The sequence below is a fragment of the Actinacidiphila oryziradicis genome, assembly GCF_005047355.1.
Classification (GTDB): domain Bacteria; phylum Actinomycetota; class Actinomycetes; order Streptomycetales; family Streptomycetaceae; genus Actinacidiphila; species Actinacidiphila oryziradicis.
The window spans coordinates 16,594-42,243 of the sequence record NZ_SUMC01000019.1; the positions used below are offsets into that span (position 1 = coordinate 16,594).

The window sequence follows — 25,650 nt, forward strand, 5'->3', positions numbered from 1 at the left end:
CGGCTGAGGGGCGCCACTCGCCAGTGGCGCCCCTCAGCCGTACCCCATGTCGTTGCCTACTCGTCTTTCACCTTCTTCGGCTTCTTGGTCTTCTTGGCTTTCGCCGTTGCCGTCGCCTCCGCGCTCGTGGCTGCTGCCGCCGGTGTGGTCGGAAGGCTGTCGCTGGCCGGGGCGGATAACCCGGTGGAGGCGGTGGATGCGGTGGAAAGCGCTGGCGCGGGAGGCGTCATGGCGGAGGACGGGCCGGCGGAAGCCGTGCCTGCGGTCGGCGTCGCGGTGCCCGGCGCGGGAGTGGTGCCCGGCGTCCGCGCATTCTCGGCGGGCGGGCGGTCGAGGGCGCCGTTCTTGTCGTGGTAAGAGGACACGCCGACGAACACCGCAGTTGCCAGTGCTAAGGCGCCGGCCGCACCTGTCGCCAGCCTTCTCGCTCCGGCCCTGGGCGACAAGTGGGGGGGCGTCTCCTCGACGGTGTCCTGCTGCGACGACTGTGCGGGCGCCGGTGCGGCTTTGGCCACCGGGACCACCGCCAGGGCCGGGGAGGCGAACCAGCCGGCGGCCTGCCGGGCGGTGGGGCGTTCGGCGGGGTCCTTGGCCAGCATGCGCAGCAGACGGGCCTCGAAGGCTTCCGGCAGGTCCGGGCAGAGCTGCCGTGGCGGCACCGGTGAGTCGTGGACGTGCTGATACATGACGGACGCGGGTGTATCCGACCGGAAGGGCGGATGGCCGGTCAGGAGCGCGTAGAGGACGCATCCGAGGGCGTACACATCGCTGGCCGGATCGGTGGGGTGTCCGACGACGCGTTCCGGGGCGAGATAGTCGATGGTGCCCATGACATGGCCGACCCGGGTAAGGGCAGTGGACGACTCGTTGGTGAACCGGGCGAGGCCGAAGTCGCCGACCTTCACGGTGCCGTCGGAGGCCAGCAGCAGATTGGCCGGCTTGATGTCCCGGTGGATGATTCCCTGAGCGTGTGCGGCGGCCAGCCCGGCGGCGGCCTGGGCCGCGATGGCGGCGGTGCGCGGGTGGTTCAGCGTCCCTGTCATGGCCAGTTCGCGCTGCAGACTGTGCCCGTCGACCAGCTCCATGACCAGGTACAAGCGTTCTTCGTGGGCGCCGAAGTCGTACACGGTCACCACATGGGGATGGTTCAGTCGCGCGGCGGTCCGGGCCTCCTGGCGGAACCGGGCGGTCGTCGCTTCGCTCTCGAAGACGCCCCGGAGCAGCTTGACGGCCACCGGGCGCCCCAGCAGTTCGTCCGACCCCCGCCAGACCTCGCCCATGCCCCCTTCACCGAGCCGCTCCCCAAGCCGGTACCGGTCTGCCACCAACACCCGTGCGCCACCCCCTAGTTCAGGCCAACGAGCGATTCAGCGTACCGACTGGTTATGACAAAGAGAACACCTTCTCGATCTAGGAACGCTCATGGGACGCTTTGCTCATGCCGTCGTCACACCTGCCAGGCGGTGTCCTGGTCTTCACCCGCACCACTGCCTACCGTCACGACTCCATTCCGGCGGGCATCGACGCCCTGGGCGAGCTGGCCGCCGGTGAGGGACTGAAGACGTACGCCACCGATGACCCCGGTGTCTTCACCGCGGGTGACCTCGCCTCGTACTCGGCTGTCGTCTTCCTCTCCACCAGCGGCGATGTCCTCACAGAGGAGGGCAAGGCCGCCCTGGAGCGGTACATCGGCTCGGGTGGCGGCTTCGTCGGGGTGCATTCGGCGGCCTGCACCGAGTACGGGTGGCCGTACTACGGCGAGCTGGTGGGCGCGCGGTTCGACGGGCACCCGGACATCCAGCCCGCCGTGGTCACTGTGGAGGACGCCGGCCATCCGGCCACCGCGCACCTTCCCGAGCGGTGGGAGTGGACCGACGAGTGGTACAACTTCCGCGCCAACCCGCGCCCCGGCGTCCGGGTCCTGGCGACCGTCGACGAGCGGCTCTACGAGGGCGGCACCATGGGGAATGACCATCCCCTGGTGTGGTGCCACCGGCTCGGCGACGGCCGGGCGTTCTACACCGCCCTCGGCCACAGCGCCGAGGCCTATGCCGATCCGGCCTTCCGCGCCCATCTGCTGGGCGCGCTGCGATGGGCCAGGGGATAGACCTGGCCCAGGGCCTTTCCAGGCGGGGCAAGAGAGGCGATACGTACAGTCGTACACATCGTTGTGTACGCTTGTACACATGCCATATGTGATCCTGGGCACCGCCATACTCGCCGAAGTGCTCGGAACGACCTCGATGAAGTACAGCGAGGGCTTCAGCAAGCTGTGGCCCTCGCTCGGCTCCGCCGCCGGGTACCTGATCGCGTTCGCGCTGCTCGCGCAGGCGCTGAAGACCATGCCGGTCGGTACCGTGTACGCGATCTGGGCCGGCATCGGCACTGCCGCCGTCGCCGCGATCGGCATGGTCTTCCTCGGCGAGGCGGCCACCGCGGCCAAGATGATCGGGCTGCTGCTGGTGATCGCCGGTGTGATCGTCCTCAACCTCGGCGGGGCCCACTGATGGTCCGGCGCTACGACCCCGAGCGGCGCCAGCGCCTCATCGACGCCGCGATCAGAGTCGTCGGCGAACGCGGCATCGGCGGTCTCAGCCACCGGGCCGTCGCCGCCGAGGCGGATGTCCCGCTCGGCTCGACCACGTATCACTTCTCGACCCTCGACGACCTGCTGGTGGCCGCCCTCCACCAGGTCAATGAGCGGTTCATGCTGGAGATCACCAGCTGGGAGGCGCTCGTCGGACCGGAGGACGACTTCGCCGACGCGCTCGCCCGCCTCGTCGAGGAGCTGATCACCCGGGACCGGCCCCGGATCGAGCTGGAGTACGAGCTCTATCTCGCCGCGCTGCGCCGCCCCGCCGTGCGGCCGATCGCGGCGGAATGGGTGGATCTGATGGCCGACATCCTGGCCCTGCGCACCGACCGCGGTACCGCGCAGGCGCTCGCCGCGCTGATCGACGGTATGTCACTGCAGGCACTGCTGACCGGTCGTGCATTTGACCGCGAGCAGGCTCGGCGAATGTTTGATCGAATCCTCATGGACCCCCGCTGACCTTGCCTTTTCCGGTTCCGCGCTGGCCGATACCGGCCGCGACCTAATCCGTCCACCGGTGCTCCCCGCACGGGCCTGCGGAATAGATCGATTCTTGTGCAGAGGCGATTCCAAGGGGCAGGTAGATGAAGCAGGCGATGAAGGACATACCGAAGGCCGTATGGCTGCTGGCCGCAGGCATGTTCGTCGTCGCCGCGGTGAGTTTCACCTTTGTCTACCTCTTCGTCTACCTCACCGGCCCGCGGGGCCTCAGCACCTCCGAAGCGGGCCTGATCGCCGGCATCGGCGGCGTCGGCATGGTCGCCGGCAACTTCACCGGTGGCTGGTTCGGCGACCACCTGGGCCACCGCCGTACCGTCATCGCGGGCATGGTGGTCTCCGGTGCCGGGCTCGCCCTGCTCCCGCTCGTCCCGACCGGCGCGCTGCTGATCCTCTTCCCGGTCTGCCAGTACGGCACCGGCATGACCCGCGCCTCCAACGGCGCACTCATCGCCTTCTCTGTCCCCGAGGGCTCCCGCCGCCAGGGCTTCGCCCTGCTGCGCTTCTTCGCCAACGCGGGCGTCACTGTCGGACCGCCGCTCGGCGCGCTGATCGCCGCGCACTACTCGTACGGCTGGCTCTTCGTCGCCGACGGCGCCGGCATGCTCTTCTTCGCCGTCTGGGCCGCCATGATCCTTCCCGCCAACGGCAACAAACGCCAGCGGAAGGAGGACCTCCCCGCGGACGCCCCCAGCCTGTGGACCGCGCTGCGGGGCCGTCCCGCGGTCCTCGTCGTCCTCGCCGCGGTCCTCGTCGCCGACACCATCTACCGCCAGCAGTACTCCACGCTGCCGGTCTTCCTCGACGACCACGGCTTCAGCACCGGCTTCTACGGCGCGCTCATCGCCATCAACGGCGGCCTCGTCATCCTGCTGGAACTTCCCGTCACCGTCGCCCTCCGCAGGCGGGCGCCCCTGCTGGTGATCGGCTCCGGCCTGCTGCTCGTCGCCCTTGGCTACGCCGCCCTCATCGCGGGCGGCCACATCGCCACCGCCATCGTCATGATGGCGCTGCTCACCGTCGGCGACATCCTCTACAAGTCGCCCTCCACCGCCTACGTCGCCGACCACGCCCCCGACCACCTCCAGGGCCGCTTCCAGAGCATGTACTCGGGCGCCTCCATCAGCGGCGTGGTCCTCGCCGCCCCTCTCGGCGGCGTGCTCTACCAGGCCGCGCCGGGCCTGCTCTGGCCGCTCTGTACCGCGCTCGGCGTGGCCGCCGCCATCGCGGTGCTCGGTGCCCACCGCCGCCACGGCCTCCGGCCCGCCCTGGCCGACCAGAGCCCGGTGTCGGCAGCGGCCCAGTCCTGACGCCGCACCTGTGGCCCTTTCAGGGCAGGGGAGCACGTCAAGGGCATGTTCCCGCCCCTAGGAGCCAGGCGCCTCGGGACGGCCGCCGCGGACGCCGGTCTCGCACTCCGGGCCGGTTGGGCAACGGGCCGGACCAGCGGCTAGCGTTCGACGCATGACTGACTCGACCACCCTTACCCCCACCACCGGTGCCGTGGCCGCCGGCCTGGCCACGATCGCCGCCGACGGCACCGTCCTCGACACCTGGTTCCCGGCGCCGGTGCTCAGCGACGCGCCCGGGCCGGCCGGAACCGAGCGCCTTGGTGCCGACCATGTCGCGGAGCTGCTGGGCGACAACGCACGGAAGGCGCTGGGCCCGGACCCACGCCGAGGGGTCGAGATCGTCGCCGTACGCACCGTTATCGCCTCCACCGAAGACAAGCCTCTCGACACGCATGACGTGTATCTGCGCCTGCACCTGCTCAGCCACCGCCTGGTGAAGCCCAACGGCCAGAGCCTCGACGGCATCTTCGGCCTGCTCGCCAATGTCGCCTGGACCTCCCTCGGCCCGGTCGCCGTCGACACGCTCGAGAGCGTCCGCCTCGCCGCCCGCGCAGAGGGCCTGCATCTCTCTGTTTACGGCATCGACAAGTTTCCCCGCATGACGGACTACGTCGCCCCCTCCGGCGTCCGTATCGCCGACGCCGACCGCGTCCGCCTCGGCGCCCACCTCGCCGCCGGCACCACCGTCATGCACGAGGGCTTCGTCAACTTCAACGCTGGCACCCTCGGCACCTCCATGGTCGAGGGCCGCATCAGCCAGGGTGTCATCGTCGGCGACGGCTCCGACATCGGTGGCGGCGCCTCGATCATGGGCACCCTCTCCGGTGGCGGCAAGCAGATCATCTCCATCGGCGAACGCTGCCTCCTCGGCGCCGAATCCGGCATCGGTATCGCCCTCGGCGACGACACCGTCGTCGAAGCCGGCCTCTATGTCACCGCCGGCACCCGCGTCACCCTCCCCGACGGCAAGATCGTCAAAGCCCTTGAACTCTCCGGCGCCAGCAATCTGCTCTTCCGCCGCAACTCCACGACCGGCACGGTCGAGGTCCTGCCCCGCACCGGCTCCTGGGGCGGCCTGAACGAGGTGCTCCACAGCCACAACTGACCTGCCCGCGCGCCGTGGCCGCGATGGCCTCCGGCCCGGGCTGCCGGTCGCGGTGGCCCGGGCACCGTCGAGCCGCGCCGCTTTGGCCTCTGTCCGCCGCGGCGGACAGAGGGGCGACGGGGCCGCCGGGCGCCGGCCATGTGCCGGCGCGACGCCGCAGCCCGGAGCCGATCCACGGCTCTGCCGGGCGGATCCTCGGGGCCGTTGCCGCGCCGATACCGCGCCGTGACGGCGAGACGTGCGGTGGTGCGGACCGCGGTGGCGGACCGGTAGCAGCCCGGATGCGCACTGGAGCATCGGCCACGCCGCGTCGGCGGGCCGGGGTTGCGACCGCTGGACGGGCCCCGGTTCTCAAACGCCGTCCGGCACAGGACACAGCGCAGGCACAGCCACACCGTTCCGGTCTGATCCGGAAGTGGACGCCCGGGTTTCTACGCGCGTCAACCCGCTGCTCCGCCAAGGTCGTTGTCCAAGCACCGGACATGCGGTGGCCGGGCCCGAAGACGTCTAGGCTATGAGGGCGCTTCTCGCGCACCCCGCCCCCGTATGAGGAGATGTTCCGCCATGGCCGCTGACCGCCTCGACCTGCCGCCCGTACGGCTGCTCCCCGAGGACGAGCTGGCGCGGCAAGCGCTCGCCGCACCTCTGCTCCAGCGGGCGGTACTACTGGCGCGCTGGGCCGCACCGCATGTCCAGGTGGACGCGATGGGCGAGCTGGCCGAGGCCGACCTGCGGCGCGCCGCCGCCGAACTGGGACTGGAGGACGAGCCGGACGGCCTGCCCGACACCGCGCAGGCATGGGGTGTCGCCGTCGACTCCGGGCTGGTCGAGCTGGAGGTCGACGAGTCGGCGGCGGAGGCCGCGGGGCTCGACGAACCCGCCGGACAGGCGGCGCCCGGCGAGGCGCTCACGCAGCTGGACGGCGGCCGGCCGCAGGACGTGCTTGAGGTATGGCTGGCGGCGGTGGAGACCGCGCTCGCCGAGGCCGCCTCGCCCGACCTGGAGGGGCTCCTCGACGATCTCGGCCCGGACGGCGAGGTCGACCAGGACGCGACCGGCTGGGACCCGGAGGAGGAGGCCGAGTTCCTCGACGGGGCGCTGGGCAACCTGTACCTCTTCAGCGCGCTGGAGGAGAACGAGACCGGGACGGTGCCCCTCCCCGTGCTGGCCGCCTCCATGGTGGTGCCGGAGGAGATGGAGGACCCGACGGACGCGGTCCTGGAAGAGGTCACCGAGGTGATGATGCGCCTCGACGAACACTTCCGGCTGCTCATCAGCACCGGCCTGATCGACTACGAGCCGGTCGACGAGGCGCTGATCGAGGAGGAGGACCTGGAGGACGACGAGGCGGCCACGACGATGCAGCAGCTCGACCCCGACGAGGTGTCCCGCTACGGCCTGGTCCGGCTCACCCCGCTCGGCGTCTACGGAGTGCGCGCCCGCATGATCGAGACAGGCGTGCACGCGCCCGCCTCCGGGGATCTCGCCGACCAGCCCGCCACCGAACTGCTCGAAGCCCTCTTCGACTACCCCGACCATGCCGCCCGCCGCGAGGCCGACCAGTGGCTCGCCGCCCGCAAGCCCGCCGACGCCGCCCGCGAGCTGCTGCACGCGGCACGCGGCGACGACCGCAACGCCCCGGCCCGGCGGCTGGTCGCCCAGCAGACCCTCAGCCTGCTCGGCGGCGAGGCCGAGGGCGCTCTCCGTGAAGTCCTCGAGGACCGGCAGCTCGGTGGCCTCGCCCGGGTGTGGCTTGCCGAACGGGACGCCACCGACGTACCGCCGCCGGACGAGGAGATGGTCTTCTGGCTGACCATCGACACCCTCGCCGCCCAGCTCGACGCCGATGACGACGCGGAGCTGCTGGAAGAGCTGGTCACCGATCTCGTCGCACGGCACGACGGGTTCTTCTCGACGGCCTGGCGGGTCGACCACCCGGCGACCGCGGATGTGCTGGAGGCCATGGGGCGGCTCCACCCCGACAAGCAGCTCGCCAAGGAGGCCAGGAAGGCCGCTTTCAAGGCGCGGTCGGCCAACAGCGTCTGAGCGCGAGAAATCGCGCGGTAGTCCCCGCACTTTACGTGTGGCAGAGACAGCCGGGTCCGGCGCCGCCCCCGGCTACGGACCGCTCGCCGACCCGGCGGCCCTGCTCGCGCTGTGACGGGTGGGCGCCCTGCCCCGCGGGGCGCCCACCTCCTTGTCAGAGCACTTGTGCGGCTGGCTTGACCATCCCCTTCGCCGTGCGGGAGTCGACGAACTCGCCGAGCGCCGTCATCTCCCACTCCCCGGTGGCCTGCCGGACCAGCTTGGCCATCATCACGCCCGTGCGCGCCTCGGCGTTCGTCAGGTCGAAGCGCACCAGCTCCTCGCCGCTCGTGCCGTCGATCAGGCGGCAGTAGGCATTGGCGACATGGTTGAACTTCTGGCCGGAGAACGAATTCACGGTGAAGACCAGCCCGGTGACCTCCGGCGGCAGGCCGCCCAGATGGACCGTGATCGACTCGTCGTCGCCGCCACCCTCACCGGTGAGATTGTCCCCGGAGTGCTGAATCGCGCCATTGATGATCGAGAGCCGTCCGAAATAGCAGGTCTCGATGTGATTGTGCTCGGGGCCGTACGCGATCACCGAAGCGTCCAGGTCGATTGCCTTGCCCCCGCGCGCCGGCTCCCAGCCGAGGCCCATCTTCACGGTCGACAGCAGCGGCTTCCCGCCCTTGACCAGCGACACCGTCTGATTCTTCTGCAGGCTCACCCGGCCCTTGTCCAGGTTGACCTTCCCGGTCCCCGGCGCGGGCGCGGGTGCCTGCGCCGCGGGCGGGCCGGACGGCGGCGGGGGGAGGTGAACGGCGGGGGCGCCCGTCGGCGGCGGACCGAAGCTCTGCGGGGCCGCGGCCGGGGCTTCGGCCGCCTCGTCGACGCTCACCCCGAAGTCCGTGGCGACGCCGGCCAGCCCGTTCGCGTACCCCTGCCCGACCGCACGGACCTTCCAGGCGCCGCCACGCCGGTAGACCTCGACCACCACGAGCGCGGTCTCGGTGCTGAGCCGGGGAGGCGTGAAAGTCGCGAGCACACTGCCGTCGTCCGCGCTGCGGATCGTCGCGGTCGGTTCAAACCCGGCAAACGTCGAGCCGGCGCCGCCCGCCGCGTCCGGGCTCACGGTCACGACGATCTTCTCGATCTCCGCCGGCACGGCCGCCGTGTCGACGCTGATGGCGTCGGGGGTCGCGCCGCCGCCCGGCCTGTGGGTCACCCCAGGCCCCTGCGGCTGGTTGTAGAAGACGAAGTCGTCGTCCGAGCGCACCTTGCCGTCAGCGGTGAGCAGCAGGCCGGACACGTCCAGCCGCACGGGCGCGGAGACGTCCACGGTCACGCGGGGCACCGACAGCGGGATGTTCGAGCCGGGAGTCATATCGGTCATGCCACCAATAACGATCCTCGGCGCTTTGCAGTTCCATTACCTCGTACGACTCAATGCCGATCCCAAAGGATCCCGCGCTTTGCATGATCATGCATCGTTCTGCATACTCTTCCCATGTCCAAGGTTCTCACCTCCCTGCCCACCGGCGAGCGCGTCGGCATCGCCTTCTCGGGCGGCCTCGACACCTCGGTCGCGGTCGCGTGGATGCGCGACAAGGGTGCCGTCCCGTGCACCTACACCGCCGATATCGGCCAGTACGACGAGCCAGACATCGCTTCGGTACCCGGCCGCGCGTCGACGTACGGCGCCGAGATCGCGCGCCTGGTCGACTGCCGCGCGGCGCTGGTCGAGGAGGGCTTGGCCGCACTCGCCTGCGGTGCGTTCCACATCCGCTCGGCCGGGCGCCCCTACTTCAACACCACGCCGCTCGGTCGTGCCGTCACGGGGACCCTGCTGGTCCGGGCGATGTTCGAGGACGACGTACAGATCTGGGGCGACGGCTCGACATTCAAGGGCAACGACATCGAACGGTTCTATCGGTACGGCCTGCTCGCGAACCCCCACCTTCGCATCTACAAGCCCTGGCTCGACGCGGACTTCGTATCCGAGCTCGGCGGCCGCAAGGAGATGTCGGAGTGGCTCCTCGCCCACGGCCTGCCCTACCGCGACAGCACCGAGAAGGCCTACTCAACCGACGCCAACATCTGGGGCGCCACACACGAGGCCAAGACCCTGGAGCACCTCGACACCGGCATCGAGACCGTGGACCCGATCATGGGCGTGCGATTCTGGGATCCCGCAGTCGAGATCGCTGCCGAGGACGTGACGATCGGCTTCGACCAGGGCCGCCCGGTGACGATCGACGGCAAGGAGTTCGCCACCCCGGTCGACCTGGTGATGGAGGCGAACGCGATCGGTGGACGGCACGGCATGGGCATGTCGGACCAGATCGAGAACCGGGTGATCGAGGCCAAGAGCCGCGGCATCTACGAGGCGCCTGGGATGGCGTTGCTGCACGTGGCGTACGAACGGTTGGTCAACGCGATCCACAACGAGGACACCCTGGCGCAGTACCACAACGAGGGACGGCGGCTTGGCCGGCTGATGTACGAGGGCCGCTGGCTCGACCCGCAGGCGCTGATGGTGCGAGAGTCACTGCAACGCTGGGTCGGTACGGCGGTCATCGGCGAGGTGACGCTGCGGCTGCGGCGTGGTGAGGACTACTCGATCCTGGACACCTCCGGCCCGGCTTTCAGCTACCACCCGGACAAGCTGTCGATGGAGCGCACCGAGGACTCGGCGTTCGGTCCGGTGGACCGGATCGGCCAGCTCACCATGCGTAACCTCGACATCGCCGACTCGCGCGCCAAGCTCGAGCAGTACGCCGGCCTCGGCATGGTCGGCACCACCCATCCTGGGCTCATCGGTGCCGCCCAAGCAGCCGCGACCGGACTGATCGGCGCGATGTCGCAGGGCGGCGCCGAAGTCATCGCCTCACGCGGCGAGGTCTCCGGCGACGACGAGATGCTCGACCGCGCCGCGATGGAGTCCGGCACCGACTGACTGGCCGGTGGACGTCGCGGCCCGACGAGTTGGAGCGCCGGGCCGCAGCACTGCCGGCGGATGAACTCCGCCCGCCGCACCGGATCGCCGGCTCGGCGCCGGCGGCATTGAGCTGTTCCTCTCAGGCCGCGTGCCACACGTCGTCGACAACACGCGACAGTTGAATACGTGTCCCCACCAGTACCGAAGCCGTTACCTGCGCGTTTTGCGAAGTAGATCTGCGATTGCTTGGAGCACGGCATCGGGGCGGTCCTCGTGGAGCCAGCCGTGCCCGGCGTCATCGAGGATCTGGTGCTCACCGTGCGGGACGGATGCAGCCAGTTGCGCGTGCAGCGTGGTTTTGGCGTCGTTGATCTGACGCAGTGTTTCTTCGGGCCACAGCTGGGCCTGGGTGTCGTCGTGCCCCAGGACGGTGAGCACGAGCAACGGCACGTCGGGGAGATCCGGTGCGCGCCGGAGTTCACCGGCGACCTCGCCGTATAGGTTCCGGTCCTCGTGCAGGCCGGCCTTCCACGCGGTGGTGAGGTGGTGTTCGATGAGCGGCTGGCGGACGGGCTCCGGCCATTTCGCGAAGAGCGGTGCGGCTTGGTCGCGGGCTTGCTGGAGCTGCTCCGGCGTCGGCTCCGGCCACTCCTGGTTGTGCATCTGCTCCACCTTCTCCCGCGCCTTCTGGGGTGCGCGGTCGTGGAGGTCCTCGTGGAAGGGATCCATCAGGAGCAGGCCGGCCACCTCGTCGGGGAAGCGCTGCGTGTAGTGGCGTGCGTACGCCCCTCCCAGGGGCCTACGCCAGTTGCGACCGGAAGGCCACCTACGCTGGGCTGGCGGACTATGACGCGCCCTTCCACGACCGCTTCACCGGTGGCACCTTCCTGCCGTCCCTGTCCCAGCGCCGAGACTTCGCCGAACTCACTGCGGCGAACGAACTCGATCTTGCCCTCGTCAACCCGGAGTTCCGCGCCCGGGTGGGGCGGAGCCCTGCGGGAACTCTTCACCGGTTCCGGCCGCTGCTCAGCGATCAAGCGTGGACTGTCGTAGAGGAAGTGTTCTGACAGGAACGTGGATCGGTGGGCCCGAGCGGTGAGGACGGGCTGATACCCGCTCCGACGGAGGTATCGCGGCGCCGGTAGCCGGTGGCCAGGGCCGTCAGAACCGGCCCTGTCAGTGCGGCCAGGTCGGCGGGTTCGTGGTGAAGGCGCCGCCCAGGTAGGTGTGGTCGGGGTTGGCCGGGTCCAGCTCGCCGTGTTCGGCGATGAGCTTTCCGGCGTACGGCTCGGAGTCGTCCTGCGGGTCGTAGCCCAGTGCCCGGGCGGTGGAGAGGTCCCACCACAGCCGGGTATTGGCCGAACTGCCGTAGATGACGGTGTGCTTGACGTCCTCCGCCGTGAGCGCCGCGTGCAGAAGCCGGGCGCAGTCGGCCGGGCTGAGCCAGATCGACAGCATCCGTACGTTCGTCGGCTCGCGGAAGCAGGAGCCGATGCGGACCGATACCGTCTCCACGCCGTGAAGGTCCCAGTAGAGCTGGGCGAGGTCCTCGCCGAAGCCCTTCGAGAGGCCGTAGAAGGTGTCGGGACGGCGCGGGGTGCTGACGGGGATCAGCGGATCGTCACCCACCGGGCGCGGGGTGAATCCGACGGCGTGGTTGCTGGAGGCGAAGAGGACACGCCGTACGCCTTCTTCGCGCGCAGCCTCGTAAAGGTTGTAGGTGCCCTCGATGTTGGCGCGGAGGATCTTCTCGAAGGGGGCTTCGAGGGAGATGCCGGCGAGGTGGATGATCGCGTCGATTCCTCGTACGGCCTCGCGTAGCGCGTCCTTGTCGGCGAGGTCGGCGGTGATCGCGTCGGGTGCGCCGTCGACGGGGACGAGGTCGAGGAGCCGCAGTTCGTAGCCGTACTGGGGCAGGAGTTCGCGCATCAGGGTGCCCACGCCGCCGGCGGCGCCGGTGAGCAGGACGGTGCGGGGAGCGGGCATGGCGCGGGGTCTCCTCGGTCGGCTCGGCAGATGCGTGGACACGATTCACATCCGTGGGCAGGCTAAGGAGCGCGTTCTTGCCCGTCAAGGCTGCTCACGCAAGGGCCGGCCGCTTGACCCGCACTTATGTGCTGCTTTAGCGTAGCCGTGTTCACAAGCATGGACGTCAATCACATGAGCGTACGGAATGGCAGGGAGCCCCTGATGAGCTCGACCTCACTCGCCGAACGTCTCGACGGACTGCTCTTCTTCCCTGTGACGGCCTACCGCCCGGACGGCTCTCTGGACCTCGACGTCTTCCGTGCGCATGTCCGGGGCGGCATCGAGGCCGGCGCGGCGGCCGTCTTCGCGTGCTGCGGCACGGGCGAGTTCCACGCGCTCACCCCTGAGGAGTTCAGACTCTGCGTCATTGCGGCGGTCGAGGAGACGGCCGGGCGTGTGCCGGTGGTCGCGGGTGCGGGCTACGGCACCGCGCTCGCCCTGCAGTACGCGCGCATCGCGGAGGAAGCGGGCGCCGACGGACTGCTCGCGATGCCGCCGTACCTCGTCGTACCGGACCAGGCGGGGCTGTTGCGGCACTATGCTGCGCTCGCCGCCGGGACGTCGCTGGACGTCATCGTCTACCAGCGCGACAACGCGGTGTTCGCCCCCGCGACCGTCGTCGAGCTGGCAAAGGTCCCGGGCATCATGGGGCTCAAGGACGGCCTGGGCGACCTCGGCCTGCTCCAGCACATCATCAGCGAGGTCCGCACCGCGCTCCCCGCGCAGCCGTTCCTCTACTTCAACGGCCTGCCCACCGCCGAAATGACCGGCCTCGCCTACCGGAGTATCGGCGTCACGCTCTACTCCTCGGCCGTCTTCGCCTTCGCGCCAGAGATCGCCCTCGCCTTCCACCGCGCGCTGGGAGCGGGTGACGACGCCACCGTCAACAAGCTCATCGACGGCTTCTACCGTCCCTTCGTCGACCTCCGCAACCAGGGACGCGGTTATGCGGTCTCCCTGGTCAAGGCCGGTGTCCGGCTGCGCGGCCTGGACGTCGGCGAGGTCCGCCCGCCGCTCTCGGAGCCGACGACCGCGCACATCAAGGAGCTGGCCGAACTGATCGAGCGCGGCACGGCACTGCTCGCCCACAACTGAGCGCTGCTCGCCCACAACTGACCGGGAGCCCCGTTGAGAGCCGCCACCTATCTCTACCCCTGGGACATCGTCGGCGATCCCGACGCCCCGCGCCGCATCGCCGATCTCGGCGTCGAACAGGTCACCCTCGCCTCCGCGTACCACTCCACCCGCGCCCTCACTCCCCGCCACCCGCGCCACCGCATCGTCACCGCCCCCCACGCCGCCGTCCTCTACCGCCCCGACCCGGCCCGCTGGACCGGCCGCGCCCTGCGCCCCTACCCCCAGACCTGGATACCCTGCGCCGACCCGTACGCCGAGGCCGCCGAAGCTCTCGCCGCCGCAGGGCTCTGCGTCCACTCCTGGGTCGTCCTCGCCCACAACTCCCGCCTCGGCGGGGAGTTTCCCCGTACCTCCGTGACCAACGCCTACGGCGACCGCTACCCCTGGGCTCCCTGCATCGCCCAGCCCGGATTCCGTGCGTACGCCACCGCCCTCGCCGCCGAGGCCGCCGTCCGCCCCGGCACCGACGGCACCGAACTGGAATCGGCCGGCTGGTACGGCGTGGCCCACCTCCACGCCCACGACAAGATCGGCGGTGTTTCGCTCCCCGGCGCCGCCCAGTACCTGATGTCGCTCTGCTTCTGCGACACCTGCCAGGACGGCTACGCGAGCCTCGGCCTGGACGCCGACGATCTCCAGTTGGCGGTACGGGCGGCCCTCGCGCCCATCTGGTCCGGCGAATACGCCCCCGCCCCCGGTGCGCCCACCGACCGCACCGCCGAATGGGCGGAGGTCGAAAGGCTCCTCGGCACCGACCTCGCCACCGCCACCCTCGCCCACCGCACCGAGGCCGCCAGCACCCTGCAGCGGGACCTCATCGCCGCCGTACGGGCCGAAGCCGCCGACCCCGCCTTCCAAGTCCTCCTCCACGCCGACCCCGCGCCCCACCGCGCGGGCGCCAACGCCGGGGTCGACCCTGCCGGCATCCTCGCCCACGCCGACGGCCTCGTCCTCCCCTGCACCGGCGCCCCCGACGCCCTCATCCCCTTCGCCGCGCACCGCCGCCCCGGCACCACCCTCGCCGCCAACCTCGGCATCGTCACCGGCATGGGCGGCACCCCCCACACCCTCGTCGCCGACGCCGCGCGAGCAGCTGCCCTGGGCGCCACCGAGCTGCGGCTCTACCACGCGGGCCTGGCCGCCGACGCCGACCTCGCGGCAGTGCGCGAGGCCCTCGCGGAGCTGCGCAGGCCCTCGCCCTGATAGAACTGGGCCACTCGTTCTTCTGCCTGTGGGGGGCCTTCCGTGCGTGCAGTACGTCCCGTCGTCATCGCCGTATTCGCCGTATCCGTCACGCTCTGCCTGGCGGGGTGTTCGGCCACGCACAAGAGCGCCGGCGCCGATCCTTCGCCGTCGATCTCACCGTCGCGCGCCGGCTTGCCCTCGGCCGCTCCGCTGTCGACCGCCGGCCGGCCGGCGGGGGCGGGTCTGCCGAACATCCAGGACGCAAGCCAGTACCCGGGAGCCAAGCACACCACCACCGCACCGTGAGGTGGCCGCCGAGGTGGCATTCCTGCCGCCGGTAACCCGATGAGGCCGTAGCCGTAGCCGTAGCGGCAGACGGTGGGGCTCACAGGAGTTTGAGTGAGGTTCGCTTCCCGCTCGGCCCCAGGTGGTCGAGGAGATGCCGGATGTCCTCGGGGTCCGAGGTGGCGACCACGGCACCAAGGCTCGCCGCGATCACCGCCACTGCGCCATCAACGGGGTCGGAGGTCGAGGCGCGGCCCAGGAGTTCGCCGATTTCGCGCGCGGAAGTGTCGTCGAGGGGCGCGATGTCGCAGCCTTTCAGGAGCTGTGCCGCCCGGGCTTGCCGGGAGCCGTCGCGCCAGACTTGTGCGACAACTGGTGCGGGCACCAGGGGCACGCCTCCTGCCGTCAGGTAGGAGCGGTGGGTGCGCCAGATGTCCACCCGGCCGCGTTCGGCGGCGATCAGAGCTCCGGCGTCGTAGACGACCGGCCGCAGTACAGCCACGCTGAATCCCCCTTGTGTGCTCAGGCCACATCGTGGGCCGAAGCGGTGTCCTCCGGCGGCGCCGGTCGCGTGACCTCGTCCATGAAGTCGTCCACCCACACCTGTCGCTCGGGCGTGGGAGGCCCGATCTCCGCGAGTACTTCCTCTGCGGCGCTCAGCCCGGCCTGGATCTTCGCGGCGCGCTCGGCGGCCTTCGACAGCCAGGCGGACACGCTCAGGCCTTCGTTCTCGGCCGCCTCCTTGGCTGCGGCGAGCGTCTCACTGGGGATGGTGATGGTGACCCGCTCCAGGCTCATACTGTCGATCTTACTGCTGGGCTGCTCTTTGGATACCTCGTAACGCTTCACGTCACCCGAACGAGTGCCAGGCTCCCGTCAGTCAATTCTGTCCGGTCCATTGACGTATCTCTGCCATCGCCTTAGCTTCAACGCGTTGTGCTTCGTACGTCGTATATGAGACGCGGTACGCGATACGCGAGATCTGAGAGCTGTCATGGTGGATGCCGCGGCGACCCCGCCCGCGTTGTCGGCCGGCTTCGCGCCGGCCCCGATTCCCTCCCGCACCCAGTACGTCCTGGAGACGATCAAGCACGGGATACTCACCGGGCAGTTGCGCCCCGGCCAGGCACTGGTCGAGACGGAGCTGGCCGCGCGGTTCGGGATCTCCAAGACTCCGGTGCGCGAGGCGTTGAAGACGCTGGCCGGCACCGGGCTGGTGGTGATGAGCCAGTACAAAGGCGTGACCGTACAGACGGTGGACGCGGAGATGGCGCGTCAGATCTATGACGTGCGAGTGCTGTTGGAGCCGGAGGCGCTGCGCCGCACCGTCACAGCCGGAGCGTCGCTCGAAGCGGCTTCGGAGGCGTTGCGGCGCGCTGACGGCGCGGCGGACCGGGCGGACCGGTCGCTGGCCAACAGGGACTTCCACCGGGCACTGTACGCCCAGTGCGGGAATCCGCTGCTGGCGCGGATGCTGGACGACGTACGGGACCAGGCGGCGCTGGTGTCGGCCGTGGTGTGGCAGGTGACCCCGTCGTGGGAGCGGGAGGCGCGGGAGCACCGGGAGATCCTGGCCCACGCGCTGGACGGCGACGCGGAAGGCGCGGGGCGCCTGCTGCACGCGCATATCGCGGACTTTGTGGCACGGGCCTTCCCGGACGTGAACGCGGGCGCGGGCGGCGGTATCCCGTAGCTGCGGGCGCGCGGAGCGAGGGGACAGTCCTCCGCGCGCCCGCACCCCGGACCGCGAGGACCCGTCCCGCCCTGCATCGCCGTACCGCGCACAGCGACACCGCAGCACCGCAGCACCGCACCCCAAGACCCCCAAGAGGACGTACGAATGTCATTCGCAGAGCAGTCGTCGGCACTCGCCGATGTCGTGGCGATCCCGGTGACCCCGTTCGACGCCGAAGGCGGCGTGGAGCACGGCACGTACCGTGCGCTGCTGCGCAGGCTGCTCGACGGAGGGGTACGGACCGTCACCCCGAATGGCAACACGGGGGAGTTCTACGCACTGGCGCCGGACGAGCGCCGCTTGGTCGTCGAGTTGACGGTGGCGGAGGCGGACGAGGACACGCAGGTGATCGTCGGGGTCGGGCACGATGTGCCCACCGCTGTGGCGGCGGCCCGACACGCCCGGGAGACGGGTGCGCAGATGATTATGGTGCACCAGCCGGTCCATCCGTATGTGTCGCCGGAAGGGTGGGTGGACTACCACCGGGCCATCGCCGAGACGGTCCCGGAGCTCGGTGTGGTGCCGTATCTCCGCAATCCGCTGCTGGGCGGCGAGCACATCGCCCGGCTCGGCGAGCTGTGCCCGAACGTCATCGGAGTGAAGTACGCGGTGCCTGACGCGGCGCGCTTCGCGGCGGTGGCACGGGACGCCGGGCTGCACCGGTTTGTGTGGGTGGCGGGGCTGGCGGAGCTGTACGCGCCGTCGTACTGGGCCGTGGGGGCCACAGGGTTCACCTCCGGGCTGGTCAATGTGGCGCCGAGGGTGTCGCTGGAGATGCTGAGGGCGCTGCGCGACAACGACTACGCCGCCGCGATGAAGGTCTGGGAGCAGATCAGGGAGTTCGAGGACCTGCGAGCCGCGCAGCAGTCCGCGAACAACGTCACGGTCGTGAAGGAAGCGCTCGCCGTGCAGGGCCTGTGCCGCCGCGAAGTACGCCCCCCGGCCCGGCTGCTGGCCCCGGAGCAGCGCGAGCAGGTGGCCGCCCTGCTCGCCGGCTGGGACCTCTCCTGAGCATGAGCATGAGCATACGGAAGGCACCCAAGCACATGAGAAAGCCGGAACAGCTCCGCAGTCACCAGTGGTACGGCACCGACGGCCTGCGTACGTTCAGCCACCGGGCGCGTACCCGGCAGCTCGGGTATCTGCCCGAGGAGCATCTCGGCAAGCCGGTGATCGCGATCCTCAACACCTGGAGCGACATCAACCCCTGCCACTCGCATCTGCGCGAACGCGCCCAGGCGGTCAAGCGCGGGGTGTGGCAGGCGGGTGGCTTCCCGCTGGAATTCCCGGTCTCGACGCTCTCTGAGACCTTCCAGAAGCCGACGCCGATGCTCTACCGCAATCTCCTCGCCATGGAGACGGAGGAACTGCTCCGCTCCTACCCTGTGGACGGCGCCGTGCTGATGGGTGGCTGCGACAAGTCCACCCCGGCACTGCTGATGGGCGCCGCCACCGCCGACCTGCCGGTTGTCTTCGTACCGGCGGGGCCGATGCTGCCAGGCCACTGGCGCAACGAGGTGCTGGGTTCCGGCACCGACATGTGGAAGTACTGGGACGACAAGCGGGCCGGACTGATCGGCGACTGCGAACTGTCCGAGCTGGAGAGCGGCCTCGCCAGGTCTCCCGGCCACTGCATGACCATGGGCACCGCCTCCACCCTGACAGCGGCGGCGGAGGCGCTGGGAGTCACCGTCCCCGGCGCGTCGTCCATCCCGGCGGTCGACTCCGGCCACGACCGGATGGCGGCGGCGTCCGGGCTGCGGATCGTGGAGCTGGTGTGGCAGGACCTGAGGCTGTCGAAGATCCTCACCCGGGAGGCGTACGAGGACGCGGTCCCGACCGTGCTCGCGCTCGGCGGCTCGACCAACGCCGTCATCCACCTCACCGCCATGGCCGGCCGTTCGGGTGTGAAGCTCACCCTGGACGACTTCGACCGCATCGCCCGTACGGTGCCGGTGCTGGCGAACGTGCGTCCCGGCGGCAGATACCTGATGGAGGATTTCCACTTCGCGGGCGGCCTCCCCGCCTTCCTGGCCCAGATCAAGGACCTCCTTCACCTCGATCGTCCCACCGTCGCGCACGCCACCCTGCGCGAGCAGCTCGAGGGCGCCCTCGTCCACAACCCGGACGTCATCCGCCCGCTCGACAACCCGCTGGCCGAGGAAGGCGGGGTGGCCGTCCTGCGCGGCAACCTCTGCCCGGACGGCGCCGTTATCAAGCACATCGCCGCCGAGCGGCACCTGCTGAAGCACACCGGCCCGGCGGTCGTCTTCGACGACTACCGGACGATGCAGCGCACCATCAATGACCCCGGGCTCGGCATCACCGAGGACACCGTCCTGGTCCTGCGCGGCTCCGGGCCGCTGGGCGGCCCCGGAATGCCCGAGTACGGAATGCTGCCGATCCCCGACCACCTCCTCAAGAAGGGGGTACGGGACATGGTCCGGATCTCGGACGCCCGGATGAGCGGTACGTCGTACGGCGCCTGCGTGCTGCACGTCGCACCCGAGTCGTATGTCGGCGGCCCGCTCGCCCTCGTGAGGACCGGCGACCTGATCACTCTCGACGTCGAGGCGCGCGCCCTGCGCCTGGAGGTCGGTGACGAGGAGCTGGAGCGCCGCCGGGCGCTGTGGCAGGCCCCGCCGCCCCGCTACGGACGCGGCTATGGCGCGCTCTACCAGGAGCAGATCACCCAGGCCGACACCGGCTGCGACTTCCGCTTCCTGGCGCAGGCCGGCGAAGTGCCGGAGCCGTACGCGGGGTGAGCAGCTCCCCGGGGCAAGAACGCCCGGGTCACGGGTCGAGCCATGACCCACTTCGCCACCGGCGCCGCCCGCCTCGGCAAGAACCTTGCCGTGTCCGACAGCGGCGGCCCCGTCTCCGCCTCCAGCTCGGTGGTCCCGGCCGGAACGCGTCCACGGTCTACAACGCCCGCCAGCCCGACGGTTCGCTCCCGGTTACGACCCGCTTGACCGCCGGGAGTACAACCATAGGGTCGACCATGAACCAGTGACGAAGGAGAGTCCATGACCAGTGAGACCACCCCGCCGCTGTCCGCCGGAACAGCCGCCGAGGGCTTTGAGTCCTTGCGGGAGGCCTTCGACACCGTCCTTGCCGCCGATCCCGAACACGCCGCGCAGGTCGCGGTCTACGCGGACGGCCGCCAGGTGGTGGACCTGTGGGGCGGTCCGCTGATCACCGGGGACTCGCTGCTGGGCGTCTTCTCCTCCACGAAGGGCGCCGCCCACCTCAGCGTCGCGCTCCTCGTCCAGGACGGCGCTCTCGACCTGGACAAGGAAGTGCGCCACTACTGGCCCGAGTTCGCGGCCGAGGGCAAGGAGAGCATCACTCTGCGCACCCTCATCACCCATCAGGCGGGCCTGATCGGCACCGACGCGGGCTTCAGTGCGGAGGAGGCCGTCGACGACCGGGCGATGGCCGCCCTGCTCGCCGCCCAGCGCCCGTTCTGGCGTCCCGGCACCGCCCACGGTTACCACGGGATGACCATCGCCGCCCTCACCGGCGAGCTGGTGTTCCGTACGACCGGGCTGAGCCTGGCGGAGTACTACGCCCGCCATATCGGGGACGCCCGTGGTGTCGATCTCTTCATCGGTCTGCCCGGGACGCACGAGCACCGCGTCCTGGACGTCCAGCCGATGCGGACCACCGCCGCCCAGCGCGCCGCGCTCGCGGTCGGCGCCGAGGCCCCCGGCAGCCTCAGCGGGATCGCCTTCAACCGGCACCGCGCCCCGGCCTCGGCCGATGAGCCGCTGCCGCGAGCCGTTCTGGCCGCCGGCCCGGCCTCGTACGGCGGCACCTCATCCGCCCGGGGCCTGGCCCGGATGTACGCCAACGCCATCAGTACGGTCGACGGCCGGCCGCCATTGCTCACCGCGTCCACCGCCGCCGAGTTCGCCCAGCCGCACTCCGTCGGCCAGGACCTGGTGCTGCGCCGGCCGACCGCTTTCGGCCTGGGCTTCCAGTCGTACGGCGACCGGATGCCCTTCCTCAGCGCGGGTGCCTTCGGCCATGACGGCTACGGCGGTTCCCTCGGCTTCGCCGACCCGCGCACGGGCCTGGCCTTCGGCTATGTACGCCGCAGCATCCCCTTTCCGGGCGGCCTGGGCGAGGACGTAATTACTCTCGCGAAGGCGGCAACCTTTTGCGCCGCGGCGGCGACTGAATAGTGCGGACCGTGCCGGAGGAGGGAGCGCCTCCGGCACGGTCCGCATCTCTCAGCCGCGGTTACGGCGGTCGCAGCGGTCTCCGTCAGCCGGCGGCCAGGTGCCCGACCGTGTTGCAGCCGATCAGCAGGGCGTCTCCGGCCGCCTGCCGGATCGTCCGGTAGATCCGGAGCAGCACCTCGGCATTGGTCAGCGTGCGGTCGGCCGGGTGCCGGCCGGGGTCGGTGAGCCCCATGCCACGTCGGCGAGCGCGGTGGGCCGGGCCGGGGGAGGGAGCGCGTGCCCCGGTACGGCCCGCCTTTTCGCGCCGCGCCTCTACCCTCGTACGGCTCCCTCGGTCGCCCCGGCGATGAAGCCGCGTGCGAACAGCGCGAACACCACGACCAGCGGTATGGAGGCCATGAGCACCCCGGCCATCACCATGCTGTAGTCGGTGCTGTGGCCGACGTTGAGCTGGGCGAGCGCCACCTGAAGGGTGAGGTGGGTGGGGTCGGTCAGCGCGATGAGCGGCCATATGTAGTCGTTCCACGCACCGACGAAGGCGTAGATGCCGAGGAAGGACATCGCGGGCCGGATCATCGGCAGCACCACGTTCCAGTACTGCCGCAGGAAGCCGCAGCCGTCCATACGGGCGGCGTCCAGCAGTTCGTCCGGCACGCCGCCGCTGATGTACTGACGAAGCCAGAAGATGCCGAACGCGTTTGCGAGAGCGGGCGGTATCAGTGCCTTGAGGGTGCCCACCCATCCGAGGTGGGACATGATGATGAACTGTGGCAGGGCTCCCAGCTGGAGCGGCAGCATCATGAAGCCCAGAAGGGCACCGAAGAGCAACTTGCGGCCGGGGAACTCGAACTTGGCGAAGGTGAAGGCTGCCAGGGAGTCGATCAGCAGTACCAGCACGGTGGTGACGCAGGCGACGATGACCGTGTTGAGCATCGACCCGAAGAAGTCGATGCTGGTGAGCACATGCCGGATGTTCTCCATCAGATGCGAACCGAAGGTCATCTTCGGCGGGCTGTGGTAGATGTCCTGGGTGGTGTTGGTCGCCATGACGATCGTCCAGAAGAACGGGAAGACCGAGATCAGGACGGCCAGGGCGAGGAAGATGTGAGGGGTGAGCCCCTTGGGGCGCCGGGCCCACGCCTTCGGTGCGGCGCTCATGCCTTCCTCCCTCGTTGTACGACGCGCCAGTTGATGAGGACCAGCACCACGATCAGGATGAAGAACGCCCAGACGATGGCGGCGCCGTAGCCGTAGTCGTTGTTCATGAAGGCCGACTGGTAGAAGTACAGCAGTGTGGTCAGACCGGCCTGGCCGGGGCCGCCGAGACTGGCGTTGGCGGCGTTGGTGCCGAACAGGACCTGGGGCTCGCTGAAGCTCTGCAGGCCGTTGATGGTCGAGATGATGACGGTGAACATGATGATGGGGCGCAGGATCGGGATGGTGATCCGGAGGAAGACCCGGACCGGGCCGGCGCCGTCCATCTTCGCCGCCTCGTAGATCTCCAAGGGGATGGCCTGCAGGCCGGCCAGATAGATGATCATGTTGTAGCCGGTCCACATCCACGTCATCAGCAGGGCGATGACCCCCTTGATCAGCCATGGATTGCTCAGCCACGGGACCGGCGAGATGCCCACCGTCCCCAGGATCGCGTTGACCAGGCCGAAGTTGTTGCTGAACACCGCGCCGAAGAAGATCGCGACCGCCACGATCGAGGTGACGTTCGGCAGGAACAGGGCGATCCGGTAGAAGCCCTTGAAGCGGCGCACCGAGTGCAGCAGCGTGGCGAGCACCAGGGCCCCGAGGAGTGTGGGCACGGTGGAGAACACCCAGATCACCAGGGTGTTGCGGATCGACAGCCAGAAGACCGGATCCTTCCACAGGAAGCGGAACTGCTGCCATCCGACGAACTGCATCGTCCCGATGCCGTCCCAGCGCTGGAAGGCCAGATACAGCGAGAAGAACACCGGGAAGAACGAGAAGACGATGAAGACGATGTAGAAGGGCGAGATCGCCAGGTACTGCCGCCAGAAGGACAGCACGCCCCGCTTCGGCCGGGCGTTGGCGGTGGCATTGGCGGGCGCGGTGCGGCGGGGCCGGAACCGGGCCGGCCCCGGCCCGCCGCGGTGTGTGGGTGCCGCGGCGGGGCCGGTGGTCGGAGGTGACGTCAACTCAGTTCACCCCCTGGCGCTGGGCGATCTGCTTGGCCTGGCTGACCGCGTCCTTCCATGCGGCGTCCGGGTTCTTGCCCTTGGCCTCGATGTTGCTCAGCTCGGTGTAGTACGGCGCGGCGACCGCGGCGTCCGCCGGGGCCTCGAAGCTGACCGGGATCGCCTGGGCGGCGGGCCCGAAGACCTCGATGATCTTCTGGCCACCGAAGAAGGCGTCACCGCCGGTCATGGCCGGCAGCTTGTACGCGGCCGGGGCGGCGGGGAAGATCGCGGCGTCGGTGAAGCCGCGGGCGTCGTTCGCCGGGCTGAGGATCCAGCTGATGATCTTGAAGGCTTCCTCGGGGTTGCGGCACTGCTTGGGCAGCGCCAGGTAGGAGCCGCCGTTGTTGGCCGGCCCGCCGGGCATCGGGGCGACCCGCCACTTGCCCTTGGTGCCCGGCGCCGCCTGCTCGATGTCCAGGGCGTGCCAGGCGGGCCCCAGCTCGCTGCCCAGGACGCCCTTGCTGACGGCCGCGTTCCAGCTGCTGTCGTTGATCTTGCCGTCGATGCCGAGCTGGTACGGGCGTACCGCCGTGGTCCAGGCGGTGCGGATGTGGTCCTGGTCGCCGATGAAGTGGTTGTTGGCGTCGATGAAACGCTTGGTGCCCTGGCCGACGACGTTGCTGAAGACCGCGCTGGTGTTGTTCACCAGGAACGTACCGGGCAGGGCCTTGTGCAGCTCGGTGCCGAGTGCGAAGTACTCCTCCCAGGTCTTTGTCTGGGCGGCCAGCTTGGCGGGGTCGGTCGGCAGCCCGGCCTTGGCGAACAGGTCCTCGCGGTAGTACAGCGCGGTCGGGCCGATGTCGATCGGGAAGCCGATCTGCTTTCCGTCCTTGCTCTGGGCGAGCTTCACCTTCCAGTCGAGGTACTGGGAGGAGATCTTCTTGAAGCCCAGCTCGTTGAGGTCCAGGAAGCGGTTCGCGTTGGGCAGGAAGGACGCGATGTCCTCGCCCTTGACGCCGGTGATGTCGGGGACGGAAGTGCCGGCGGCCAGAGTCGTGACCAGCTTCTGCTTGAAGTCGCCGCCGACCTGCGCCGCGGTCAGCTTCACCTCGGTGAAGTGCGTCTTGGCGTCCGCGACGACCTTGTCGCTGAGCCCGCCGCCCCAGTACCAGAGGGTGAGGTTCTTGCCGTTCTTGGTGCCGGTCGAGCCGGAGCCGCCGCACGCGGCGGTCAGGCCGGCGGTGGCGGCGGTCAGCGCGGCCGCCGACAGAAATGATCTACGGGACAGGTCCACGGGGTGTCTCCTACGGTTCGACGTGCTGTTCGACGTGCTCGGCGGTGCCCGTGAACGGGCCGTTCGTGGGTTCTGGCGACGGGATGACGTCGTCCAGGAAGGCGTACTCCCGGCGCAGGTCCGCCGCCTTGGGCGCGGTGGCGAGGGCGCGCCACCAGAGGGCGATGTCGGGCCAGCGGGGGGCCGCCGCCGCTCCGCCGATCCGCTGTACGGAGAGCGATGCGACGAGGTTGGCGAACCGCAGCCGGTCGGCGAGCGGCCAGCCGGCGAGTGTGGCGGCGACCAGGGCGGCGCCGAAGACATCACCGGCGCCCGTCGCGTCCAGCGCGTCGACCTTCAGCCCGCGCACCGAGGCGCTCTCGCCGGTGGTGCTGTCGACGGCGTACGCGCCCTCGCTGCCGCAGGTGACGACCGCGAGCGGCACCAGGTCGGCCAGCCGCGACAGTGCCGCCTGCGGGGTGGCGGTGCGGGTGTAGGCCATGGCCTCGTCGGCGTTGGGCAGGAAGGCGTGGCAGAGGGCAAGCTGCTCCAGGACGGCGCCGCCCCAGCGCTCGGCCTCCTCCCAGCCCGCGTCCGCGAACACCATGGTCCCGGCCTCGGTTGCCCGGCGGATCCACGTCTGCGGCTCCGGGCCGAGGTGGGCGACGGCGGCGCGGCTGGGCGGCGGGGTGCCGATCAGCTCGTCCGGGCTCAGCGGCGGCGCCTGGCCGTGGGTGACCAGGGCGCGGTCGCCGTCGTAGGCCAGCGAGACGGTGATCGGGGTCGGCCAGCCGGCGAAGCGCCGGGAGTGCGACAGATCGACCTTCTCGGTGCCGGCCAGTTCTTCCCAGAGTTGCGTACCGGTCAGGTCGTCGCCGAAGGCGGCGGCGAGCGAGGTGCGCAGGCCCAGTCTGCTCAGCGCGACGGCGAAGTTGGCTATGCCGCCGGGGCTGGACCCCATGCCCTTCGTCCAGATCTCGGTGCCCGGCGCCGGGGGGGTGTCCAGGCCGGTGAAGCCGATGTCGTAGAAGAGCAGGCCCGAAAGGAAGACATCGGGCACCGCCCCTATGGAGGGTTCCTCTGGTGCTGCCACTACCGCGCAACCTTCTGTTCGGGACGAATTGGCAAGAGCTTGCACCCGATGCGCGAAGTTGACAAG

General features: G+C 70.0%; 26 protein-coding genes. 15 read left to right on the forward strand and 11 right to left on the reverse strand.

Annotated features, from left to right (window positions below; genetic code table 11):
- Positions 1–56: 56 nt before the first annotated feature.
- Positions 57–1,280, reverse strand: coding sequence for a serine/threonine-protein kinase (locus tag FCI23_RS20280; protein ID WP_246143858.1), 1,224 nt, complete (start codon positions 1,278–1,280; stop codon positions 57–59).
- 158 nt (positions 1,281–1,438) lie between these two features.
- Here FCI23_RS20280 and FCI23_RS20285 point away from each other — a divergent pair, with 158 nt between their 5' ends.
- The 6 genes from FCI23_RS20285 to FCI23_RS20310 all read left to right on the forward strand — a co-directional run bounded on the left by FCI23_RS20285 (position 1,439) and on the right by FCI23_RS20310 (position 7,594).
- On the forward strand, positions 1,439–2,107 hold the full coding sequence (locus FCI23_RS20285) for a ThuA domain-containing protein (protein WP_136725351.1): 669 nt from the start codon (positions 1,439–1,441) through the stop codon (positions 2,105–2,107).
- A 79-nt stretch (positions 2,108–2,186) separates the two neighbouring features.
- On the forward strand, positions 2,187–2,507 hold the full coding sequence (locus FCI23_RS20290; RefSeq protein ID WP_136725352.1) for a DMT family transporter: 321 nt from the start codon (positions 2,187–2,189) through the stop codon (positions 2,505–2,507).
- Positions 2,507–3,052: a TetR/AcrR family transcriptional regulator gene (locus tag FCI23_RS20295; protein WP_136725353.1), complete on the forward strand. Its 546-nt coding sequence runs from the start codon at positions 2,507–2,509 to the stop codon at positions 3,050–3,052. Before FCI23_RS20290 ends, FCI23_RS20295 begins: the two co-directional genes overlap by 1 nt.
- Before the next feature lie 125 nt (positions 3,053–3,177).
- A complete protein-coding gene (locus FCI23_RS20300) occupies positions 3,178–4,401 on the forward strand; it encodes an MFS transporter (protein ID WP_246143859.1) in 1,224 nt (407 codons plus the stop codon).
- A 154-nt stretch (positions 4,402–4,555) separates the two neighbouring features.
- The gene (gene dapD, locus FCI23_RS20305; RefSeq protein WP_136725354.1) at positions 4,556–5,548 is read left to right on the forward strand and encodes a 2,3,4,5-tetrahydropyridine-2,6-dicarboxylate N-succinyltransferase; all 993 of its coding nucleotides are present in this window, start codon (positions 4,556–4,558) and stop codon (positions 5,546–5,548) included.
- A gap of 564 nt (positions 5,549–6,112) precedes the next feature.
- Positions 6,113–7,594 (forward strand): hypothetical protein, encoded by a 1,482-nt coding sequence (locus FCI23_RS20310; protein ID WP_136725355.1) that lies wholly within the window; start codon positions 6,113–6,115, stop codon positions 7,592–7,594.
- Between the two features lie 154 nt (positions 7,595–7,748).
- Here the strand turns inward: FCI23_RS20310 and FCI23_RS20315 are convergent, their stop codons facing one another.
- The gene (locus FCI23_RS20315) at positions 7,749–8,957 is read right to left on the reverse strand and encodes a TerD family protein (protein ID WP_136725466.1); all 1,209 of its coding nucleotides are present in this window, start codon (positions 8,955–8,957) and stop codon (positions 7,749–7,751) included.
- Between the two features lie 123 nt (positions 8,958–9,080).
- Here FCI23_RS20315 and argG point away from each other — a divergent pair, with 123 nt between their 5' ends.
- On the forward strand, positions 9,081–10,529 hold the full coding sequence (gene argG / locus FCI23_RS20320; RefSeq protein WP_136725356.1) for an argininosuccinate synthase: 1,449 nt from the start codon (positions 9,081–9,083) through the stop codon (positions 10,527–10,529).
- 192 nt (positions 10,530–10,721) lie between these two features.
- Here the strand turns inward: argG and FCI23_RS20325 are convergent, their stop codons facing one another.
- Positions 10,722–11,258 (reverse strand): alpha/beta fold hydrolase, encoded by a 537-nt coding sequence (locus FCI23_RS20325; RefSeq protein ID WP_136725357.1) that lies wholly within the window; start codon positions 11,256–11,258, stop codon positions 10,722–10,724.
- A gap of 29 nt (positions 11,259–11,287) precedes the next feature.
- Between FCI23_RS20325 and FCI23_RS20330 the strand changes: the two genes are divergently transcribed.
- Entirely contained in the window at positions 11,288–11,578 is a 291-nt protein-coding gene (locus FCI23_RS20330; RefSeq protein ID WP_136725358.1) for a hypothetical protein, read from the forward strand.
- A gap of 109 nt (positions 11,579–11,687) precedes the next feature.
- On the opposite strand, the gene FCI23_RS20335 is transcribed toward FCI23_RS20330, so the two are convergent.
- Entirely contained in the window at positions 11,688–12,497 is an 810-nt protein-coding gene (locus FCI23_RS20335; protein WP_136725359.1) for an NAD-dependent epimerase/dehydratase family protein, read from the reverse strand.
- 204 nt (positions 12,498–12,701) lie between these two features.
- Between FCI23_RS20335 and FCI23_RS20340 the strand changes: the two genes are divergently transcribed.
- Genes FCI23_RS20340 through FCI23_RS20350 form a run of 3 tightly spaced genes read left to right on the forward strand, consistent with a single transcriptional unit; the run spans position 12,702 to position 15,167 of the window.
- A complete protein-coding gene (locus FCI23_RS20340; protein WP_136725360.1) occupies positions 12,702–13,634 on the forward strand; it encodes a 5-dehydro-4-deoxyglucarate dehydratase in 933 nt (310 codons plus the stop codon).
- A gap of 33 nt (positions 13,635–13,667) precedes the next feature.
- Positions 13,668–14,879: a hypothetical protein gene (locus FCI23_RS20345; RefSeq protein WP_136725361.1), complete on the forward strand. Its 1,212-nt coding sequence runs from the start codon at positions 13,668–13,670 to the stop codon at positions 14,877–14,879.
- Between the two features lie 42 nt (positions 14,880–14,921).
- Entirely contained in the window at positions 14,922–15,167 is a 246-nt protein-coding gene (locus FCI23_RS20350) for a hypothetical protein (RefSeq protein WP_136725362.1), read from the forward strand.
- A gap of 79 nt (positions 15,168–15,246) precedes the next feature.
- Here the strand turns inward: FCI23_RS20350 and FCI23_RS20355 are convergent, their stop codons facing one another.
- Together FCI23_RS20355 and FCI23_RS20360 are read right to left on the reverse strand one after the other, a co-directional pair.
- Entirely contained in the window at positions 15,247–15,648 is a 402-nt protein-coding gene (locus FCI23_RS20355) for a PIN domain-containing protein (RefSeq protein WP_211265414.1), read from the reverse strand.
- 20 nt (positions 15,649–15,668) lie between these two features.
- The gene (locus tag FCI23_RS20360) at positions 15,669–15,944 is read right to left on the reverse strand and encodes a hypothetical protein (RefSeq protein ID WP_136725363.1); all 276 of its coding nucleotides are present in this window, start codon (positions 15,942–15,944) and stop codon (positions 15,669–15,671) included.
- 196 nt (positions 15,945–16,140) lie between these two features.
- On the opposite strand from FCI23_RS20360, the gene FCI23_RS20365 reads away from it, so the two are divergent.
- The 4 genes from FCI23_RS20365 to FCI23_RS20385 all read left to right on the forward strand — a co-directional run bounded on the left by FCI23_RS20365 (position 16,141) and on the right by FCI23_RS20385 (position 21,068).
- Complete coding sequence (locus FCI23_RS20365) at positions 16,141–16,839, forward strand: GntR family transcriptional regulator (protein WP_136725364.1); 699 nt, start codon at positions 16,141–16,143, stop codon at positions 16,837–16,839.
- Positions 16,840–16,986: 147 nt separating this feature from the next.
- The gene (locus FCI23_RS20370; protein ID WP_136725365.1) at positions 16,987–17,892 is read left to right on the forward strand and encodes a dihydrodipicolinate synthase family protein; all 906 of its coding nucleotides are present in this window, start codon (positions 16,987–16,989) and stop codon (positions 17,890–17,892) included.
- Positions 17,893–17,927: 35 nt separating this feature from the next.
- Positions 17,928–19,646 carry an L-arabinonate dehydratase gene (gene araD / locus FCI23_RS20375; protein ID WP_211265415.1) on the forward strand — a complete coding sequence of 573 codons (1,719 nt, stop codon included), beginning with the start codon at positions 17,928–17,930 and terminating at the stop codon, positions 19,644–19,646.
- A gap of 261 nt (positions 19,647–19,907) precedes the next feature.
- Positions 19,908–21,068 (forward strand): serine hydrolase domain-containing protein, encoded by a 1,161-nt coding sequence (locus FCI23_RS20385; RefSeq protein ID WP_136725367.1) that lies wholly within the window; start codon positions 19,908–19,910, stop codon positions 21,066–21,068.
- An 82-nt stretch (positions 21,069–21,150) separates the two neighbouring features.
- On the opposite strand, the gene FCI23_RS56505 is transcribed toward FCI23_RS20385, so the two are convergent.
- From FCI23_RS56505 to FCI23_RS20405, 5 genes are all read right to left on the reverse strand, one after another.
- Positions 21,151–21,300, reverse strand: a complete 150-nt coding sequence (locus FCI23_RS56505; RefSeq protein WP_169316864.1) for a hypothetical protein — start codon at positions 21,298–21,300, stop codon at positions 21,151–21,153.
- 80 nt (positions 21,301–21,380) lie between these two features.
- Entirely contained in the window at positions 21,381–22,226 is an 846-nt protein-coding gene (locus FCI23_RS20390; protein ID WP_136725368.1) for a carbohydrate ABC transporter permease, read from the reverse strand.
- Positions 22,223–23,107, reverse strand: coding sequence for a carbohydrate ABC transporter permease (locus FCI23_RS20395; protein WP_136725468.1), 885 nt, complete (start codon positions 23,105–23,107; stop codon positions 22,223–22,225). The genes FCI23_RS20390 and FCI23_RS20395 overlap by 4 nt, the downstream gene beginning before the upstream one ends.
- A 130-nt stretch (positions 23,108–23,237) precedes the next feature.
- Complete coding sequence (locus FCI23_RS20400) at positions 23,238–24,512, reverse strand: ABC transporter substrate-binding protein (RefSeq protein WP_136725369.1); 1,275 nt, start codon at positions 24,510–24,512, stop codon at positions 23,238–23,240.
- A gap of 10 nt (positions 24,513–24,522) precedes the next feature.
- On the reverse strand, positions 24,523–25,584 hold the full coding sequence (locus FCI23_RS20405) for a carbohydrate kinase family protein (protein ID WP_246143860.1): 1,062 nt from the start codon (positions 25,582–25,584) through the stop codon (positions 24,523–24,525).
- Positions 25,585–25,650: the final 66 nt, after the last annotated feature.

Bases quoted from the DNA above. Each gene is read 5' to 3' on its own strand.
- FCI23_RS20280 (WP_246143858.1), bottom strand. From the start codon at position 1,280: ATGGGCGAGGTCTGGCGGGGGTCGGACGAACTGCTGGGGCGCCCGGTG.
- FCI23_RS20285 (WP_136725351.1), top strand. From the start codon at position 1,439: ATGCCGTCGTCACACCTGCCAGGCGGTGTCCTGGTCTTCACCCGCACC.
- FCI23_RS20290 (WP_136725352.1), top strand. From the start codon at position 2,187: ATGCCATATGTGATCCTGGGCACCGCCATACTCGCCGAAGTGCTCGGA.
- FCI23_RS20295 (WP_136725353.1), top strand. From the start codon at position 2,507: ATGGTCCGGCGCTACGACCCCGAGCGGCGCCAGCGCCTCATCGACGCC.
- FCI23_RS20300 (WP_246143859.1), top strand. From the start codon at position 3,178: ATGAAGCAGGCGATGAAGGACATACCGAAGGCCGTATGGCTGCTGGCC.
- dapD (WP_136725354.1), top strand. From the start codon at position 4,556: ATGACTGACTCGACCACCCTTACCCCCACCACCGGTGCCGTGGCCGCC.
- FCI23_RS20310 (WP_136725355.1), top strand. From the start codon at position 6,113: ATGGCCGCTGACCGCCTCGACCTGCCGCCCGTACGGCTGCTCCCCGAG.
- FCI23_RS20315 (WP_136725466.1), bottom strand. From the start codon at position 8,957: ATGACTCCCGGCTCGAACATCCCGCTGTCGGTGCCCCGCGTGACCGTG.
- argG (WP_136725356.1), top strand. From the start codon at position 9,081: ATGTCCAAGGTTCTCACCTCCCTGCCCACCGGCGAGCGCGTCGGCATC.
- FCI23_RS20335 (WP_136725359.1), bottom strand. From the start codon at position 12,497: ATGCCCGCTCCCCGCACCGTCCTGCTCACCGGCGCCGCCGGCGGCGTG.
- FCI23_RS20340 (WP_136725360.1), top strand. From the start codon at position 12,702: ATGAGCTCGACCTCACTCGCCGAACGTCTCGACGGACTGCTCTTCTTC.
- FCI23_RS20360 (WP_136725363.1), bottom strand. From the start codon at position 15,944: ATGAGCCTGGAGCGGGTCACCATCACCATCCCCAGTGAGACGCTCGCC.
- FCI23_RS20365 (WP_136725364.1), top strand. From the start codon at position 16,141: ATGGTGGATGCCGCGGCGACCCCGCCCGCGTTGTCGGCCGGCTTCGCG.
- FCI23_RS20370 (WP_136725365.1), top strand. From the start codon at position 16,987: ATGTCATTCGCAGAGCAGTCGTCGGCACTCGCCGATGTCGTGGCGATC.
- araD (WP_211265415.1), top strand. From the start codon at position 17,928: ATGAGAAAGCCGGAACAGCTCCGCAGTCACCAGTGGTACGGCACCGAC.
- FCI23_RS20385 (WP_136725367.1), top strand. From the start codon at position 19,908: ATGACCAGTGAGACCACCCCGCCGCTGTCCGCCGGAACAGCCGCCGAG.
- FCI23_RS56505 (WP_169316864.1), bottom strand. From the start codon at position 21,300: ATGGGGCTCACCGACCCCGGCCGGCACCCGGCCGACCGCACGCTGACC.
- FCI23_RS20390 (WP_136725368.1), bottom strand. From the start codon at position 22,226: ATGAGCGCCGCACCGAAGGCGTGGGCCCGGCGCCCCAAGGGGCTCACC.